The organism is Bifidobacterium sp. B4079, from assembly GCF_026537385.1.
Taxonomy (GTDB): Bacteria; Actinomycetota; Actinomycetes; order Actinomycetales; family Bifidobacteriaceae; genus Bombiscardovia; species Bombiscardovia asteroides_I.
The window spans coordinates 114,511-129,832 of the sequence record NZ_JAFNMH010000002.1 but is presented as its reverse complement, the minus strand read 5'-3'; the positions used below and the strand labels follow the sequence as shown (position 1 = coordinate 129,832).

Genomic DNA, 15,322 nt, shown 5'->3' with positions numbered 1-15,322 from the left:
TCAACCGATGTCTGCGCGCCTAAAGACCAGGGTTCCCAGAGCACAGCATAGGGCCGTCCAGACCATCATGATCAGGCCCGCCTGCCACCAGGTGGGCCACCATCCGTGACCAGCCTCCACCGCCTGTCCCAGACCACAAAGGAAAGTACTCAGCAGGCTGGTTGGGGTCAGTCTGAAAGGGATCTGCAGCCAGCCGGCATGAGAATTCAAACCCTGCATAAGGCCCAGAATCAGTGGCAGGGCCAAAGTCAGCCCTGAGAACATGCCAATCCCGCCGACCTTGGATCGGCTCAAGGCCCCCAGACCCAGGCCCATCAATGCAAAGAGGATCAGCATGAGCGGACCGCCCAGCAAATCAATCAGAGCAAGCCCGGGCTTGTAAGCGGGCAAGACCCCCGATCTGCCTGGCAGAAGCAGGGTCGCCAGGATCCAGCTGAGCAGCAGGCCCACCTGTGCCGCCAACCATGTCAACAAGGCCAAGGCAAGACCTTTGGCCGTCAGGACCATGCCCCGACGAGGATTGGCCGTCAGCGTGCTCTCAATGGTGGCGTCGGAAAACTCGCGCGTAAGGACCAGAATCCCCAGAATGCCCGCCACGATCATGCCCGGAAACAGGCCGAAAGCGACGGCCGACCAGAAGACGTCACTGGACGCAGGCAACAGGTGAGCCGGAAGACGATCGGTCTGCCAGCCCAGGCCAGCCATGGCCCGGGTCCCGCAGGCCATCAGACCGGTGCTCAACGGCTGCAACAGCATGACGATCAGAAGCAAGACCCAGGTCGATCGCAGGGAGAGCATCTTGCGCAGCTCCCCTCGAACCGCCCCGAAAAAGGTCAGCTGACCGCATGGACGACGTGAATCCAGGAAGGACAGCCCCGAGGTTCGACGCAGCCGAGTGAAAGCGGAGCCATGCCGTGGAGTTGCGTTATCAGGCCCTGAGGGTACCTCTCGCAAACTCCGGCGGAATCGACGGCCGCTGCCGGCACTCATGGCCGTGCATCCCTTCTGCCGTGGATGATGTCCTTGTAGGCCTGTTCCAAGGAAACCTCCTCCGGCTGGAAATCGTAGAGAACTACTCCCTCCTGGGCCAGAATCGAAGCTGTCGAAGCCAGGGGCGCACCCTGGATGCGGAAGCGTGCGGCATCTGGCGGACAGCTCTCATCCGGCGGCAGACGGGTGATGTTGATTCCGGCGGCCGTGGCCAGGGCGGCCTTTAACTGGTCGGGCTGAGGCGTCACCGCATATATGGAGTCTCGGGAGTGCTCACCGATGAACCGGGCCACGGTCGTTCTCTCCAGGATCCTTCCCTTAGCGATGATGACCAGATCGTCGGCGATTTGAGCCACTTCGTTGATCTTACGGGAGCTTAGGAGGACTGCCCTGCCCTGTGAGGCGAGGCCACGCCACATTTCCCTCACCCGCTCGGTTCCCTCCGAAGCCAGGCCGTCAAGGAGCTCATCCAGAACCAGGTTGTGCGGGTCGCCCAGAAGGGCGGCGGCCAAAGCCAGCCGCTGACTCATTCCCAGAGAAAGGGACCCCGTCGGCCTGTCGGCGACCGATTGCAGGCCGACCATCTCAAGCACCTGGTCCACCCGACGGTGATCAATACCACTGATCGCGGCCAGGGCCAGCAAGTGGTCCCTGGCCTTGCAAGCGGGGTGGGCATTGCGTGGATTCAGTACCGCTCCCGCTGTCCGCATGGGCGATGAGAGCCGGACGAAGGGCCGACCATCGAACAGGGCCTTGCCTGCGTCAGGGCGAACCAGTCCCAGAGCAATGCGCAGTGTGGTCGACTTGCCAGCGCCTTTAGGCCCCACAAATCCGGTCACCCGACCGTCCCTAGCCGTGAAGGAGACGCGGTTCAGTGCCTTGCGGGAGCCAAAGCGCTTGGTCAGCGAGTCGACGACAATCATGGCAGAGGCCCCTGGTCTGACTGATCTGCCACCCTGGCATGCTGACGGATCCAGGAGTGCATAGCCACGGCAGCTGCAGCCCCGGCGTTGATGGAGCGCACCGATCCGAACTGGGAGATGTAGACCACATCGTCTGCCAGCTCCAAGGCCTTCTCGGACAGCCCCGGACCCTCAGCGCCGAACATGAGCAGGCAGCGACGGGGAAAGTGATAGGTCTCCATGGGGACAGCCCCGGGAACGTTGTCGATGGCGATCATACGGGGCACGGACTCCCCCCGCCCGGCCGCCTCTTCTTGCAGGGTGGCCGTCATGGTTGCTATGTCGGGGTCGTGGACCACATGCTGGTAGAGCTCGGTCATCAATGAGCCCTTGCGATTCCATTTGTGAGGACCGACTATATGGACGCGGCGAGCAGCGAAGGCGTTGGCGGTTCGGACCATGGAGCCGATATTGAAGTCGTGGGTCCAATTTTCCACAGCCACCTCGAAATCATGACGGCCTCGGCGATCCAGGTCGTCCCGAATGGCCTCGACCTTCCAATAGCGGTACCGGTCCAGGACGTTACGACGATCCCCCTGCTCCAGCAGTTCGAGGTCATAGCGCGGGTCCATCGGCATGGGCTGCTCAGGATGCTCTTCCTGCCAGGGACCGACCCCCACCTGCCGGAAAACCGGCTCATCTGAGGCCATGGCCGCTCGGGTCACTGGATTCGGTTCTCTCATGATCGCTCCGGAGAGTCGTCGGCCGCACCGACGAGTTGATCCTCCTGATAGGCACAGATGAAAGGCAGCCGCTGCCGGGAGCCGTTCACCGGATCGACCACCTGAATGCCGCCATCGGTCCGGCCGCCCACCAGCGAGGCGATAGCCAGCGTCTTGGCACCCTGACGCTGGATGATCCCGCAGTCAAGATTGAGTTCGTTGTTCTTGCCCAAGGTAACCAGTGACGAGGTCTGCACGTAGGATTTCCGGCCCAGCCAGGCATCCAGCAGGATAACCCGCCTGCCTTCGATGGATGGGCCCTTGATGGAGGGGTAGACGAAATCCATAACGAAGGCGTCCAGATCCTGCCCGCGCGAGGCCGCGGCATGAAGCATGGCATCAGCCAGCGGCACGGCAGCTGCTGTCAGAGCCCCAACCGCGTCGAAGTCGTCGACTGAATAACCCGCATCCTCCAAGGTGTCCAGAAGAACATGACCGGCAAGTTCAGCCCCACGATGATGAAAAGTGACCCCGCTCAGCTCAGTGAAGGGACGCCCGCCAATCTCCTGGGCCAGGAGTTCACGCAGCTGATCGACCGGCTCAGGCAGGTCCGCGTCGGATTCGCGCCCGACCAAATCAGGCGACCCAGTGGGCCTGAAGGATGAACCCTCTTGTCTCTTCGTTGCCTCGTTCATACTTATCAGACTAGCGCCCGAGGCCCCTAAGCGGCACTTACCGCCCTTGGTCAGGCAAAGCTTCCGGCGCGGTAAGCTCCCTGATATTGCCCTTGTCTGAATCGATCATGTCGACCGAGTCGATGACCTTGGAGGGATCCATCTGCTGCAGCTTGCGGGCTGTGACCAGTACGCGCGACTCCAAAGAGGAAGCGAACTTGTTGTAGGCGGTCACCGTGGCAGTGATGGAACGGCCCAGTCTGTTGGCCCGATCGCCCAGAACCACAAAGCGGTCATAGAGCTCGTGGGTCAACGTGAAGAGGGTGCGAGCGTCCTCGGACAGGTTCTGCTGCTGCCAGGCATAGGCTACCGACTTGAGCACAGCCCAGAGGGTCACCGGCGAGGTCAGGGCCACCTTTTGGGCAAAGGCGTCATCCATCAGGGTAGGGTCCACCTCCAGGGCGGCCTGCAGAAGGGAGTCGTTGGGGATGAAGGCCACCACGAAGTCCGGGGCCGTTTCGAAAGCGTTCCAGTACTCCTTGTCCGCCAGGGCCTTGACGTGCTCGCGCAGGGCCCGGGCATGCGCCTTGAGCAGTTCGTCCCGGCGGCGCAGCTCATCATCCGAAGCAGTGTCGGGGATCTCGCAGGCCCGCTGGTAGTCGGAATAGGGGGCCTTGGCATCGATAGGAATGGTCTTGCCACCGGGCAGGTGAACCACCATGTCGGGACGCAGGACGCGACCATCCGAGGCGGTGACCACCACCTGGGTGTCGAAGTCCACATGCTCCAAGAGCCCCGCCGACTCGACGATATTCCTGAGCTGAGCCTCACCCCATGCGCCGCGCACCTTGTTGTTGCGTAGGGCCGAAGCCAGGGAGCTGGTCTCCTTGTCCAGTCTCCCCTGCTGCTCGCCCAGACTCTTCAGCTGCTGTCCCAAGGAGCCCATCTCCTGCTTGCGGCCCTCCTCGATCTGGGCCACCTTATGCTGGAGGGCATCCAAATTCTTTTGCACGGGGGCCAGAGCCGAGAGCACCTTGCTCTCCTCCTCCATGCTCTCTGCCTGCCTGCGCCGCTTCTCCTCCTCCTGAGCCTGGGCGCGGCGGCGCTCCTGCTCGATTCTGATCTGCTCCGCCTGCTGGGCCTGGGCCAGCTGGGACTTGACAAAGGAGAGCTCGCGGTTCAGACCGTCCACCTTGGTCCGTGCCTCGACCAGGGCCGCATCGGATCCATGGAGCTGTTCCTGGGCCTGATCCAGCTGAGCGCGCAGTTCATCCACCTGGCCGTCGGACCCCATGCCGACGGCCCTCCGGCCCTGGGTGCGACCCAGCACATACCCTGCCAATCCCCCCAGGACTATACCGATCAGCAGGAGAAGCACCACCATGACCACTGATGACGTAGAATCGAACATATGTTCTAGTAAACCTCAAGCACTGGACCCGAAAACGTGGTCGCCGCGGCAGGCTGCCGGCGATAATTCGAGAATTCGTTTTTTCCGCAAGGAATCGGCCTTAAGACCTGTGCCGGGCCGCGATGAAGGGCACAATAGGAGATATTAAGGGGTTGGAGCAAGACCGAAGGAGATCCGTGGGTGTCGATATCTTCCTGGCGATAGCAGATCTGGTCGTGGCCTGTGCGGTCACCTGGCTGATCATCTGGTACTTCCTTATGCCATCGGCTCATGCCAGTGGCCAGGAAGCAGCCGCAGACTCCCCAGCCAACCGCCCCTGGCGTGATCCCGAGGACTGGGGCAAATGGGGGGCTGATCTGGATTCTCGCAGCCACCGCCTGCTCAGGCCAACCATCGTAAGTGCCCTGCTGACCGCACCTGTTTTAGTTCTGGATCTGTTCGATCGCTTCGGCCCCGATCTGATTCCTTCTTGGCTGACCAGCCCCTGGGTCCAGGCTATTCTGATAGCCCCGGTCATCTTCTACGGCGGCCGTGGAACACTCACAGGCGGGTGGAAGGCCATGACCGAGCACCGCTGCAGCCCAGATCTCCTGGCCGCGCTGGCCACAAGCCTGGCCTACCTATACAGCCTGGCTACCTGCCTGGCTGGATCCCTGCTGCCAGAGGGCTCCCGATCCCCTTACTTCGATCTGGTCGGCGTGGTCATCACCCTCCTGCTACTGGCCCGGGTCATCGGCACCAGAATGGAAGCCTCCCTGGTGGCTTCCTTGAACCACTTGACGGAGATCCGCCCAGCCTCAGGTCTGGTGGCCGATTCTCAGCATCCTCAGACAGTCCCCGCCCAGATACTTGCACGTGACCAGATCCGCCCAGGCAATCTGCTCCTGGTACGTACAGGCGAGCGCCCAGCGGCCGATGGGCTTGTGGAGTCAGGATCGGCCCTGGTGGACGACAGCGAGCTGACAGGTGATGACAGACCCCGGCCGTGCGGACCCGGCGATCGAATCCTGGCCTCTAGCAAGATCCTCGAGGGTCGACTGTCCATCCGAGTGGATGCCGCCGGCGACAACACCTATGCAGCCAGGCTCGTGAAGATCATCCCCCAGGCCCTGGTCGAGCGATCCCCCGCTATGCGCAGGATGGATCGTATCGTCCACACAGCCATCGCCCTGATCATGATTCTGGCTGTCTGGACCTTCATGCTCTGGCTCATGCTGGGCCCGCAGCCCCACTTGGCCCATGCTGTAGGCAATGCCGTCTGTGTACTGACCATCGCCTGCCCCGCCGTCGCAGCCATGACCATCCCCATGGCCTTCCGAACCAGCCTGGAGACGGGTCTGGCACACGGTCTGCTCTTCACCTCGCCACGGGCCATGAACCACCTGGGCCGGGTGCACACCCTGATTCTGGATGACTCCTCTCTGCTGGATCCCGACGACGCGGAGGGCCAGGGTGTCCACACGGAATCCCTGACCCGGACCGCCACCCATCTACGCGCCCTGCGAGTAAACAGCCTGATCCTGGACGGGAGCCGCCAGCCGGACGACAGGATTGAGCGGGCAGCCCGCCAGGCGGGCGCGGATATGCTGATCACCCGGCTGACCCCCGAGCGCAAGCGCGAATGCATGGATCGGCTCAATCACGACCTGACCCGGACCAACAGGGGCATCCCACTTGATCAGACAGGTCAAGACCCAGCATCCGCCGTGAGGCAGGGCCGAACCAGCCTGGTGGCCCTGGCAGCTGGGACCACAGCGGATCCCGAACTGACGGCCAGGGCTCAGGTGGACATCGCTTTGGGTCCAAAACTCCAGGCTGACACGGACGAAGCCGCAGACGACATCGACCTACCACAGCCGGACCTTATCCTGCAGCAGGGCGACCTGGACGGAACCAGTAGGGCCATAGAACTGAGCCGAGCCACCACCCAGGTCATCAGGGAGAACCTGACCTGGTCCACTGTCTACAACGTCATCGCCCTGGTCATTGCTACCGGAATCTGCCAACCCTTCCTAGGCTGGATGCTCAACCCCATGATCGCAGCGGTAACAGGGGCTCTGTCATCCATCCTGGCCATGCTCAACGTTCGTCGTCTGCACCGGTTGCGGCGCCTGCGCCGTCGCTGGCTGCACCTCGCCCTGATCGACACGGACCAGCTTCCGACAGTCGCGGCACGACGCCCCCAGATCATCGTTGACAGCCAGTGGAAGCCCATGCAAAAGGGCAGGGACCCAGCTGCTGCTATGGACTGAATCCACAGAGCACGGCAGCTAACGTAAAAGGGCCGGCACCTGGAGATTATCCCGGTACCGACCCTGATTGATCTCAGTGAGTCTGGCCCTGACCTTGGTCATCGCCACGCGCAGCATGACGGCCACGGCCACCATCGCGTCCGGCATCGTCGGCATCAGCATCACCGTCAGTCGTCACACCATCGACCTTGACCGAATCATCGACCAGATTCTCGGTGGGCCAGGCAGTCAGTTCCAGATGGTCGCCGCCGGTTTGGTCCACTAGGACCGTGTCACCGTCGTGGACCTTCCCGGCAAGCAGCATCCTAGCCAGTTGGTCGCCCACCTCAGTCTGCACCAGCCGACGCAAAGGACGGGCGCCGAAGGCCGGATCGTAGCCCACGTTGGCCAGCCACTCCCTAGCGGAGTCGGTGACATCCAGGGTGATACGCCGATCGGTCAGCCGCTGGGCCACTTGCCGGACCTGGATATCCACAATGGAACCCAGCTCGTCGCGGGTCAGCGGATGGAAGATGACCAGATCATCCAACCGGTTGATGAACTCGGGCTTGAAGTTGGCGTGGACAGCATCCATGACGGCCTTGCGCTTGGCCTCCTCATCCAGGTCGTCCCGGACCAGGAACTGCGAGCCAAGGTTGGAGGTCATGATCAGGATGGTGTTCTTGAAGTCCACCGTCCTGCCCTGGCCGTCAGTCAGCCTGCCGTCGTCCAGAACCTGCAGGAGCAGATCGAAGACTTCAGGGTTGGCCTTCTCCACCTCGTCGAAGAGTACCACCGAGTAGGGCCGCCGACGCACGGCTTCGGTCAGCTGGCCGCCCTCCTCATAGCCCACGTAGCCGGGAGCAGCGCCGATCAGCCGGGAGACCGAGGCCTTCTCCATGTACTCCGACATGTCGATGCGGACCATGGCCTTCTCGTCGTCGAAGAGGAAGTCGGCCAAGGCCTTGGCCAGCTCCGTCTTGCCCACGCCGGTGGGGCCCAGGAACATGAAGGATCCAGTGGGCCTGTCAGGGTCGGCGATGCCGGCACGCGAGCGCCGGACCGCGTCGGAAACTGCATGGATGGCCTCTTTCTGGCCGACCACCCGCTTGCCTAGGTAGTCCTCCATATGCAAGAGCTTCTCATTCTCGCCCTCCATGAGCCGCCCCACAGGGATGCCGGTCCAATCAGAGACGATCTCCGCTACGGAATCCGCATCAACGTGGTCAGGAACCATGGGCTCCTGGGCTGGCCCCCCAGCGATGTCAGCCCCATCGGGACCAGCATCATTGGAGGCGTTCTTAGCCTGCTCGGCGGCGTTCTCCGCCTGGGCCAACTGCTTGCGAATGCCTGGAATCTCCCCGTAGAGAATGCGGGAGGCCTTCTCCAGATCACCTTCGCGGGTGGCCTTGTCGGCCTCGACCCGCTTGGCGTCCAGCTGAGCGCGCAGGTCACCGACCTTGTTGTGGCCAGCCTTCTCGTTCTCCCAGCGGGCCTTGAGGCCGCCCAGCTTTTCGCGGGAGTCCGCCAGCTCGGCCTGCAGCTTGCTCAGACGGTCCTTGGAGGCCGGGTCATCAGCCTTCTTCAGCTGCATCTCCTCCATCTCCAGACGGGTGACGCGACGTTGAAGCTCGTCGATTTCCTCAGGCTGGGAGTCCAGCTCCATCCGCAGATGTGCAGCGGCCTCGTCAACCAGGTCGATGGCCTTGTCTGGCAGCTGACGACCCGAGATATACCGGTTGGAAAGGGTGGCCGCAGCCACCAAGGCATCATCCCCGATGGTCACCTTGTGGTGGGCCTCATAACGCTGCTTGAGACCACGCAGGATGGCCACGGTGTCCTCCACGGAGGGCTCGCCCACGAAGACCTGCTGGAAGCGGCGCTCCAGAGCCGGATCCTTCTCGATGTTTTCACGGTATTCGTCCAAGGTGGTGGCGCCGATCAGGCGCAGTTCGCCCCTGGCCAGCATGGGCTTGAGCATGTTGCCCGCATCCATGGATCCCTCGGCGGCACCAGCACCGACGATGGTGTGGATCTCGTCAATGAAGGTGATGACCTGGCCGTTGGCGCTCTTGATCTCATTGAGGACGGCCTTGAGTCGTTCCTCGAATTCGCCACGGTACTTGCTGCCAGCCACCATGGAGCTCAGATCCAGGGAGATCAGCTTCTTACCTTGCAGGGTGGTGGGTACGTCGCCCGCCACGATACGCTCAGCCAGGCCCTCGACCACAGAGGTCTTGCCCACGCCGGGCTCTCCGATGAGGACAGGGTTGTTCTTGGTACGCCGGGAAAGGATCTGCATGACACGACGAATCTCCTGGTCCCTGCCGATGACTGGATCCAGCTTGCCCTCCTTGGCCTGTGCGGTCAAATCGGTGGAGTACTTCTCCAGGGCCTTGTAGGTGCCCTCGGCATCCGGACTGGTCACCTTGGCGCCGCCGCGCACCTGGGGCACGGCCTTGCGCAGGGTATCAGCCTGCAACCCGTTCCGGTTCAGAATATCGGCGGCCTGCGAGGGACCCTGGGCGATGGCGATAAGCAGGTGCTCGGTGGAGACATATTCATCCCCCATGGCCTGCATTTCCTTCTCAGCCTGGGCCAAAGCCATGCTGAGCTGACGGCTGGCATCGGGTTGCGAGGCCGTAGATCCGCTGGCCGATGGCAGAGCCACCAAGGCCTGACGGACCTCGGCTCCGACCCGTTGGCTGTCACCACCGGCCGCTTGGATCAGCCCAGGCACCACGCCGGACTGCTGACGCAGCAGAGAGTCCAACAGATGGAGCACATCCACCTGGGGGTTGCCGGCCGCCGAGGCCGACTGGATAGCATCGCCGATGGCCTGCTGAGCCATGGTGGTGAAGTTTTCGTTCATAGAGCATCCTCCAACATTCTTCGGCGGGACCAGCCGAATCACTCGACCAGACCCCGTCACGGGTTCATCTGTCTTCTACAACAGCGAAAGGAGGACACCTATTCCCAAACTTGAGCCTAAATGACTCAAGTTTTTATGTCGCTTGTTCTCCTGTTATTTGCTACTCGTCGATGACCACATTGCGCAGGTAGCCGATTCCCTCCACCTGGACAGTAGCCTCGTCGCGGTTTTTCAACGAACCTGTGGCGTTAGGGGTACCGGTCATGATGACATCGCCGGGCAGTAGGGTCGCGAAGCTGGAGATGAAGGCGATCTGCTCAGGGATGGAGTGGATCAGGTTAGCGGTGGTGCCCCTGGCCTCAGGCACCTCTTCCCCGTTGAGCTTGAAAGAGACCTTCGCATCCCGGTAGTCCAGGTCGGTCTCGATCCAGGGCCCAAGAGGGCAGGCGGTGTCAAAGCCCTTGCAACGGGTCCACATGGGGTCGTTCTTCTGCAGGTCACGCAGGGTCACATCGTTGACGCAGGTGTAACCCAGCACATGGTCCATAGCCTCGTTGACGCTCACCTTCCGGGCCATCCTGCCTATGACGACGGCTACCTCTGGCTCATAGTTCATGTCCTTGCTGCAGGAGGGCTTGACAATGGGGTCGTCAGGGCCAATGACCGAGGTGGAGGGCTTCATAAAGAGCATGAGCTTTTCCGGAGGCTCCGGGTTCGAGGACTGGCCATGCTCAGCCATGTAGGCGGCGTGGGCGCGGTAGTTCTTGGCCGCTCCGTAGATCTTGGAGGGGATGACCGGGGCCAGCAGCCGCACATCCTCGTCGTCCAGGGGGTAACGCTTGCCGGTGGGTTCGACCTGCTGGCCAGTCAAGGGGTAGCCTCTTAGCTCGACCAGGTAATCCTTGCCGTCATGCTTGTCGGTTTGGACGAAAGCGTATCGTGGGGTGTCCTTGTAGGAAAAACGCGCGATTCTCATAGGGCACAGTCTAGCCCCAGGCCGGGCCTCTTAAGAGAATCAGGCTCCCAAACAGACAGCGGCTGGTCAGATAAAAGCCCGCGGGCCGAAAATGGCTGTACCTACACGAACCTCGGTCGACCCCTCAGCCACCGCATACTCCATGTCTCCGGTCATCCCCATGGACAGCATGGTGCAGGTGCCGGTGCCAGACTCCCCCGAATCCCTGATGCGGTCGCGCAAACCACGCAAATGGGCGAATCCGCTCCTGATGACGGCCTCGTCGTCCACATGTGCACCGACGGTCATCAGACCCTTAAGCTGAATCCCCTCCATAGCAGCCAGCTCATAGGCCAGATCCAAGGCCTGGTCGGGAGCGCATCCCGACTTGGCCTGCTCGCCGGACTCGTTGACCTCCAGGAGTATGCCCACGGTCCTGCCCGCAGCCAGTGCCCGCGTGGCCAGCTTCCGAGCCAAGGAAGGCCCGTCGACCGACTCGACCGTGTCGACATATGGCAGGATCTTATTGATCTTGTTGGATTGGAGCTGCCCGATCAGACGGAAACCCACGCTGGATGAATCTCTGCCCGCAGCGTCGGCGCCAAGGACCAATCCCCTGTCCCGACAGAGCTCCAGCAATCCCTGGGCCTTGGCGGTGACCTCCTGGGGACGATTCTCGCCGATCCGCTGCACCCCGGCATCGATGGCTGCCATGATCTCGCCCACATCGCGGGTCTTGGTGGCCGCCAACAGAGTCACCGAGCCTTCTTTTCGGCCGGCGGAGCCCTCCGCTTTGGCGATCCTGTCAGACACACGCTTGACCCCATCTGCGATCTGCGCGGCACGTTCCCGGCTGATCCGGCGATTGCCCAGATCCTTGTGGTCCATATAGGCGACCATGACCCGCTACCTCCTTAAAATCCGGAAACCTTGACTGAGGCCATGGTAGCCAGTGGCTCATACCGGCAAATGCACAGCCCCGGGAGAAAGCGGAGGCCGTGAACAAGCGACAAAACTCGAGTTAGAAGAACCTACAAACTCGGCTTCACATCAGAAACGGTCAGCTCGTTTGGGTCGCTCAGGTCCAGCTGCCGGTCTTCGCGGTCAGCAGCCAGTGTGTTCCACGTGAAACCATCCAGCAATTCCTGTGCGCTTGCAGGTCTGGGCCGTTGCAAGAGACCCAGGAGCCAGCCGCAGACTCCCAACACCTGCCTGGCCGACCAGCCGTCTCTTCTGAGTGACCCCAGGTCCGGCGATCCAAAGCGCTTGGACATCCTCCTGCCGTCTACGCCATCGATCAGCGGCAAATGGGCATACTGAACACCAGGAGCCTGCGGTTGGAGATGATGCCGAATCCATATCTGAATGGCTGTGGACCTCAGCAGGTCCCTTCCTCGCACAATCTGATTGACGCCCATGGCCAAGTCATCCACCGTCACTGCCAACTGGTAGGAAACCAAGCTGTCCGAACGTCTGATGACCACATCGCCGACCTGCCTGGGCAAATTGAAGGACTGCGGGCCATAGATCAGATCGTCGAAGCGACAGGTGGCGTCCGGCTCGTCGGACTGATCAGGGACCGCGATTCGGAGGCTGTGCCTCTGCCCCCGGGCCAACCTTTCACTGATTGTCTGATGGGAAAGTCCTCGGCAAGTGCCCGGGTAGACGATGAACCCGTCACCTTCATTCGGCGCTGATGCTGCACGAATATCGGCCCGCGAACAGAAGCATGGATAAACCAGGGGCTGCCCGCCGATCAATTGCTGGGATTCCAGCAGCTTCAATGCCTGACTGTAGATATCGGCGCGCTGGGACTGGTAGACCGCCTCGCCGTCCCAACCCAACCCCAGCCAGACCAGGTCATCCATGATCCAACGATCAGCATCCTTGACCACCCGCGGCGTATCTATATCTTCGATGCGGAGCCGCAGAACCCCACCAGGCCCTTGCGACCTGACACCCAGCCAGGCTGCCAGACAAGCATAGATATTGCCCAGATGCATCCGCCCAGTCGGCGAAGGCGCCAACCTTCCTACGACCTTGGCCTGGCCGGCTCGGCGCACTCTCAGTTCACTCTTTTGCATACCGACATGCTTGCATACCATCCGGTCATCGTGGAAGCAGCAGAGAGCTCGGCCATTGCCTGCCCCTAAATGGTCAGAAGCTGTCGAGCAGGCGATCGATCTCCTCGAAGTGCTCGACCTCAGGCCGCCATACCGGCTTGCCGCGCACAATGACCAGCTTGGGATCAGCCAGGGTCCGTACATTCCTGGCAGGATCCTCGTCAAGGACGATCAGATCCGCATCCTTGCCCGTGTCGACCGAGCCAGTGACATTGTCGAAGCCCAGGTTTCGGGCATTGACCTGAGTTGCGGCGTGGAAGGCCTGCGCTGGAGTGAAGTCAGCGTACCGCACCAGATAATCCAGCTCACGCCAAGTGCCGTACTGGGGCACGAAGGTCATGCCGGTGTCGGTGCCAACGCCGACGGCAATGCCGTTCTCGTGAGCCTGCTTAGCGCTCTTGACCATGCCGTCGACTACCAGCTCGGAATTGCCTCGAACTATGTCGCTGATCCCCAGCTCCTGCTGGCTGACCTTGACCAGCGGCAGGCCAGCGGACAAGGTGGGGTCCAAGGCCGAGAAGCCGCGAAGCGAGCGCGGATTGTCGAGGAAGAGCCCAATCATCTCGTCGTCAAGGGCGCTGCCATGCTCGATGGTGTCCACGCCAGCCTTGAGAGCGGCCTTGACCCCCTCCGGGCTCTGAGCGTGCGCTGCGACGAGCACACCAAACTCATGGGCCTCATCGCAGACGGCAGCCATTTCCTCCTCGGTCATCTGCGGGCTGCCGGCCTCGCCAAGCTCGGTAGCATCGGTGACGCCACCGGTCGCAGCCACCTTGATGGCATTGACCCCATGATCCAGGTTCTCCCTGGTCCGGCGCCTGGCCTCTTCGGGTGAGGAGCAGGACAGGGCGATGAAGGGATCACCATGCCCTCCGGGAATCGCCAGGAGGGGGCCAGCAGCCAGCATGCGTGGACCAGTCAGCTCGTCGGCGTCAATCCTGTCGCGCAGACGAACCGCCTCATAACCCACATCACCCAGGGTACGAATGGTCGTCACTCCCGAGTTCAACAGCGTGGAAACGTTGCCCTTGATCCTGGCATCCATAAGGACTTTCCCGGCAGGGCTGTGCACCACTTTCAAACCAGCATCGACCACACGCGGCGACAGCTCCGTGCCGCCAGATAGGGGCTTGCCGTCGGCGAAGAGGTGGGTATGGGCATTAATGAGGCCGGGTGCCACAAACTTGCCCGTAGCGTTGATGCGATGGTATCCGGAAGGCACGTAGGCCAGCGGGGTCGGACAGACCTGCTCTATCCGGCCGTCCGCGGACACCAGAACAGACATATCTTTCTGGACCGTGCCTTTTTCATCACCGGTCGCGATACTGGCATGCTCGAGCACAAACGGCTCGCGCTCTTTCCTGCCTTGAAGACGCCCCATGGTCGTACCTGCCTTCCCATCTCCGATGCACTCATTGCGAGGAATCGGGCATATATGGCCAATAATATCCATGGCAGGACGAACCATTCAAGCTTGACTACGCAATAAACAAGGTCCTGAGCCCCCAAGTTGAAGTCCGGGACCTCGTCGCCGAGCTGCTGATCAGGCAGCGAAAAGAACCTTGAAAATCGCGGCTCCGACGATGGCGCCAATGATGGGCGCCACTACTGGAATCCAAGCCTCACCCCAGCGTGAGTCCCCCTTATTGGGCACAGGCAGAATCCAGTGCAGGAAGCGCGGCACCAGATCGCGTGCGGGGTTCAGACCAGGGCCGGTGGGACCGCCCAGAGAGGTGACCAGCCCCCAGACGATCAAGCCGACAACGATGGAGGCGGCAGCCAACCCCTTAGACCCCCATGGACCCTGCAGACAGCAGAGGGCTCCCAAGACCAGCACAAGCGTGCCAAAGAACTCATTAATAAAATAATTGACCAGCGATCCCGCGGCGTCAGTGGTGCAGAAGGTGCCCAAAATCGGCATAGGCTCCTTGGTCATCCGATAGTGCGGGAAGTAACAGACATAGACGACCAGCTGGCCCAGGGCCGCCCCGACCAGCTGCGCCAGAATATAAGGCAGTACCTGGCTCCATGGGAAGATACCGATGACGGCTTGTCCCAGAGTCATGGCCGGGTTGATGTGGGCTCCGGATATCCCGCCGAACATGAGCACGGGAAACATGACTCCGAAACCATATCCCATGGCAATAGTGAGCCAGCCGGAATGGTGGCCCTTGGTACCCTCCAGATCCACGTCGGCGACCGCGCCGTTCCCGAAGATCATCAATATGGCGGTGCCGACACATTCAGCGGCCAACTTGGTCATGAGCGAATATTCCATTCGACCCTTCACTCCTCTCTCAATGCCGCCTTGGGGCCTTCACCCCAACCGGTCATACATGGGCCAAGGCATGGGCATCATTCAATAAAAAGGTGATGGCACTAGGCCGAGAAGCACTCGTGATCTCCATTGATTCAAATAATCCGTTGAAATCCGATATCGCA

At 61.6% G+C, this 15,322-nt stretch carries 12 protein-coding genes; 1 reads left to right on the top strand and 11 read right to left on the bottom strand.

The window, feature by feature from the left end:
• The 5 genes from J3T95_RS05165 to rmuC are packed head-to-tail and all read right to left on the bottom strand — an operon-like array spanning nucleotide 1 to nucleotide 4,699.
• Nucleotides 1-990 (bottom strand): ABC transporter permease subunit, encoded by a 990-nt coding sequence (locus J3T95_RS05165; RefSeq protein ID WP_267450673.1) that lies wholly within the window; start codon nucleotides 988-990, stop codon nucleotides 1-3.
• The gene (locus J3T95_RS05160; protein WP_267450672.1) at nucleotides 987-1,913 is read right to left on the bottom strand and encodes an ATP-binding cassette domain-containing protein; all 927 of its coding nucleotides are present in this window, start codon (nucleotides 1,911-1,913) and stop codon (nucleotides 987-989) included. Before J3T95_RS05160 ends, J3T95_RS05165 begins: the two co-directional genes overlap by 4 nt.
• Nucleotides 1,910-2,635, bottom strand: a complete 726-nt coding sequence (locus J3T95_RS05155; RefSeq protein WP_220236417.1) for a TrmH family RNA methyltransferase — start codon at nucleotides 2,633-2,635, stop codon at nucleotides 1,910-1,912. The genes J3T95_RS05160 and J3T95_RS05155 overlap by 4 nt, the downstream gene beginning before the upstream one ends.
• Nucleotides 2,632-3,309 carry an orotate phosphoribosyltransferase gene (locus tag J3T95_RS05150; RefSeq protein WP_267444024.1) on the bottom strand — a complete coding sequence of 226 codons (678 nt, stop codon included), beginning with the start codon at nucleotides 3,307-3,309 and terminating at the stop codon, nucleotides 2,632-2,634. The genes J3T95_RS05155 and J3T95_RS05150 overlap by 4 nt, the downstream gene beginning before the upstream one ends.
• A gap of 37 nt (nucleotides 3,310-3,346) precedes the next feature.
• Nucleotides 3,347-4,699 carry a DNA recombination protein RmuC gene (gene rmuC, locus J3T95_RS05145; RefSeq protein ID WP_220236419.1) on the bottom strand — a complete coding sequence of 451 codons (1,353 nt, stop codon included), beginning with the start codon at nucleotides 4,697-4,699 and terminating at the stop codon, nucleotides 3,347-3,349.
• Between the two features lie 176 nt (nucleotides 4,700-4,875).
• Between rmuC and J3T95_RS05140 the strand changes: the two genes are divergently transcribed.
• Nucleotides 4,876-6,951, top strand: a complete 2,076-nt coding sequence (locus J3T95_RS05140) for a P-type ATPase (protein WP_267450671.1) — start codon at nucleotides 4,876-4,878, stop codon at nucleotides 6,949-6,951.
• A gap of 73 nt (nucleotides 6,952-7,024) precedes the next feature.
• On the opposite strand, the gene clpB is transcribed toward J3T95_RS05140, so the two are convergent.
• From clpB to J3T95_RS05110, 6 genes are all read right to left on the bottom strand, one after another.
• Nucleotides 7,025-9,802, bottom strand: coding sequence for an ATP-dependent chaperone ClpB (gene clpB, locus J3T95_RS05135; protein ID WP_267450670.1), 2,778 nt, complete (start codon nucleotides 9,800-9,802; stop codon nucleotides 7,025-7,027).
• 160 nt (nucleotides 9,803-9,962) lie between these two features.
• Nucleotides 9,963-10,778, bottom strand: a complete 816-nt coding sequence (locus J3T95_RS05130; RefSeq protein ID WP_220236422.1) for a fumarylacetoacetate hydrolase family protein — start codon at nucleotides 10,776-10,778, stop codon at nucleotides 9,963-9,965.
• Between the two features lie 66 nt (nucleotides 10,779-10,844).
• Nucleotides 10,845-11,657, bottom strand: coding sequence for a YggS family pyridoxal phosphate-dependent enzyme (locus tag J3T95_RS05125; protein WP_267399275.1), 813 nt, complete (start codon nucleotides 11,655-11,657; stop codon nucleotides 10,845-10,847).
• A gap of 131 nt (nucleotides 11,658-11,788) precedes the next feature.
• Nucleotides 11,789-12,841, bottom strand: coding sequence for a glutamyl-Q tRNA(Asp) synthetase (locus tag J3T95_RS05120; RefSeq protein WP_267450669.1), 1,053 nt, complete (start codon nucleotides 12,839-12,841; stop codon nucleotides 11,789-11,791).
• A 73-nt stretch (nucleotides 12,842-12,914) separates the two neighbouring features.
• The gene (locus J3T95_RS05115; protein ID WP_267450668.1) at nucleotides 12,915-14,261 is read right to left on the bottom strand and encodes a metal-dependent hydrolase family protein; all 1,347 of its coding nucleotides are present in this window, start codon (nucleotides 14,259-14,261) and stop codon (nucleotides 12,915-12,917) included.
• Nucleotides 14,262-14,423: 162 nt separating this feature from the next.
• Nucleotides 14,424-15,158 carry an MIP/aquaporin family protein gene (locus J3T95_RS05110; protein ID WP_220236426.1) on the bottom strand — a complete coding sequence of 245 codons (735 nt, stop codon included), beginning with the start codon at nucleotides 15,156-15,158 and terminating at the stop codon, nucleotides 14,424-14,426.
• Nucleotides 15,159-15,322 lie beyond the last annotated feature (164 nt).

Bases quoted from the DNA above. Each gene is read 5' to 3' on its own strand.
- J3T95_RS05165 (WP_267450673.1), bottom strand. From the start codon at position 990: ATGAGTGCCGGCAGCGGCCGTCGATTCCGCCGGAGTTTGCGAGAGGTA.
- J3T95_RS05160 (WP_267450672.1), bottom strand. From the start codon at position 1,913: ATGATTGTCGTCGACTCGCTGACCAAGCGCTTTGGCTCCCGCAAGGCA.
- J3T95_RS05155 (WP_220236417.1), bottom strand. From the start codon at position 2,635: ATGAGAGAACCGAATCCAGTGACCCGAGCGGCCATGGCCTCAGATGAG.
- J3T95_RS05150 (WP_267444024.1), bottom strand. From the start codon at position 3,309: ATGAACGAGGCAACGAAGAGACAAGAGGGTTCATCCTTCAGGCCCACT.
- rmuC (WP_220236419.1), bottom strand. From the start codon at position 4,699: ATGTTCGATTCTACGTCATCAGTGGTCATGGTGGTGCTTCTCCTGCTG.
- clpB (WP_267450670.1), bottom strand. From the start codon at position 9,802: ATGAACGAAAACTTCACCACCATGGCTCAGCAGGCCATCGGCGATGCT.
- J3T95_RS05130 (WP_220236422.1), bottom strand. From the start codon at position 10,778: ATGAGAATCGCGCGTTTTTCCTACAAGGACACCCCACGATACGCTTTC.
- J3T95_RS05125 (WP_267399275.1), bottom strand. From the start codon at position 11,657: ATGGTCGCCTATATGGACCACAAGGATCTGGGCAATCGCCGGATCAGC.
- J3T95_RS05120 (WP_267450669.1), bottom strand. From the start codon at position 12,841: ATGCAAAAGAGTGAACTGAGAGTGCGCCGAGCCGGCCAGGCCAAGGTC.
- J3T95_RS05115 (WP_267450668.1), bottom strand. From the start codon at position 14,261: ATGGGGCGTCTTCAAGGCAGGAAAGAGCGCGAGCCGTTTGTGCTCGAG.
- J3T95_RS05110 (WP_220236426.1), bottom strand. From the start codon at position 15,158: ATGGAATATTCGCTCATGACCAAGTTGGCCGCTGAATGTGTCGGCACC.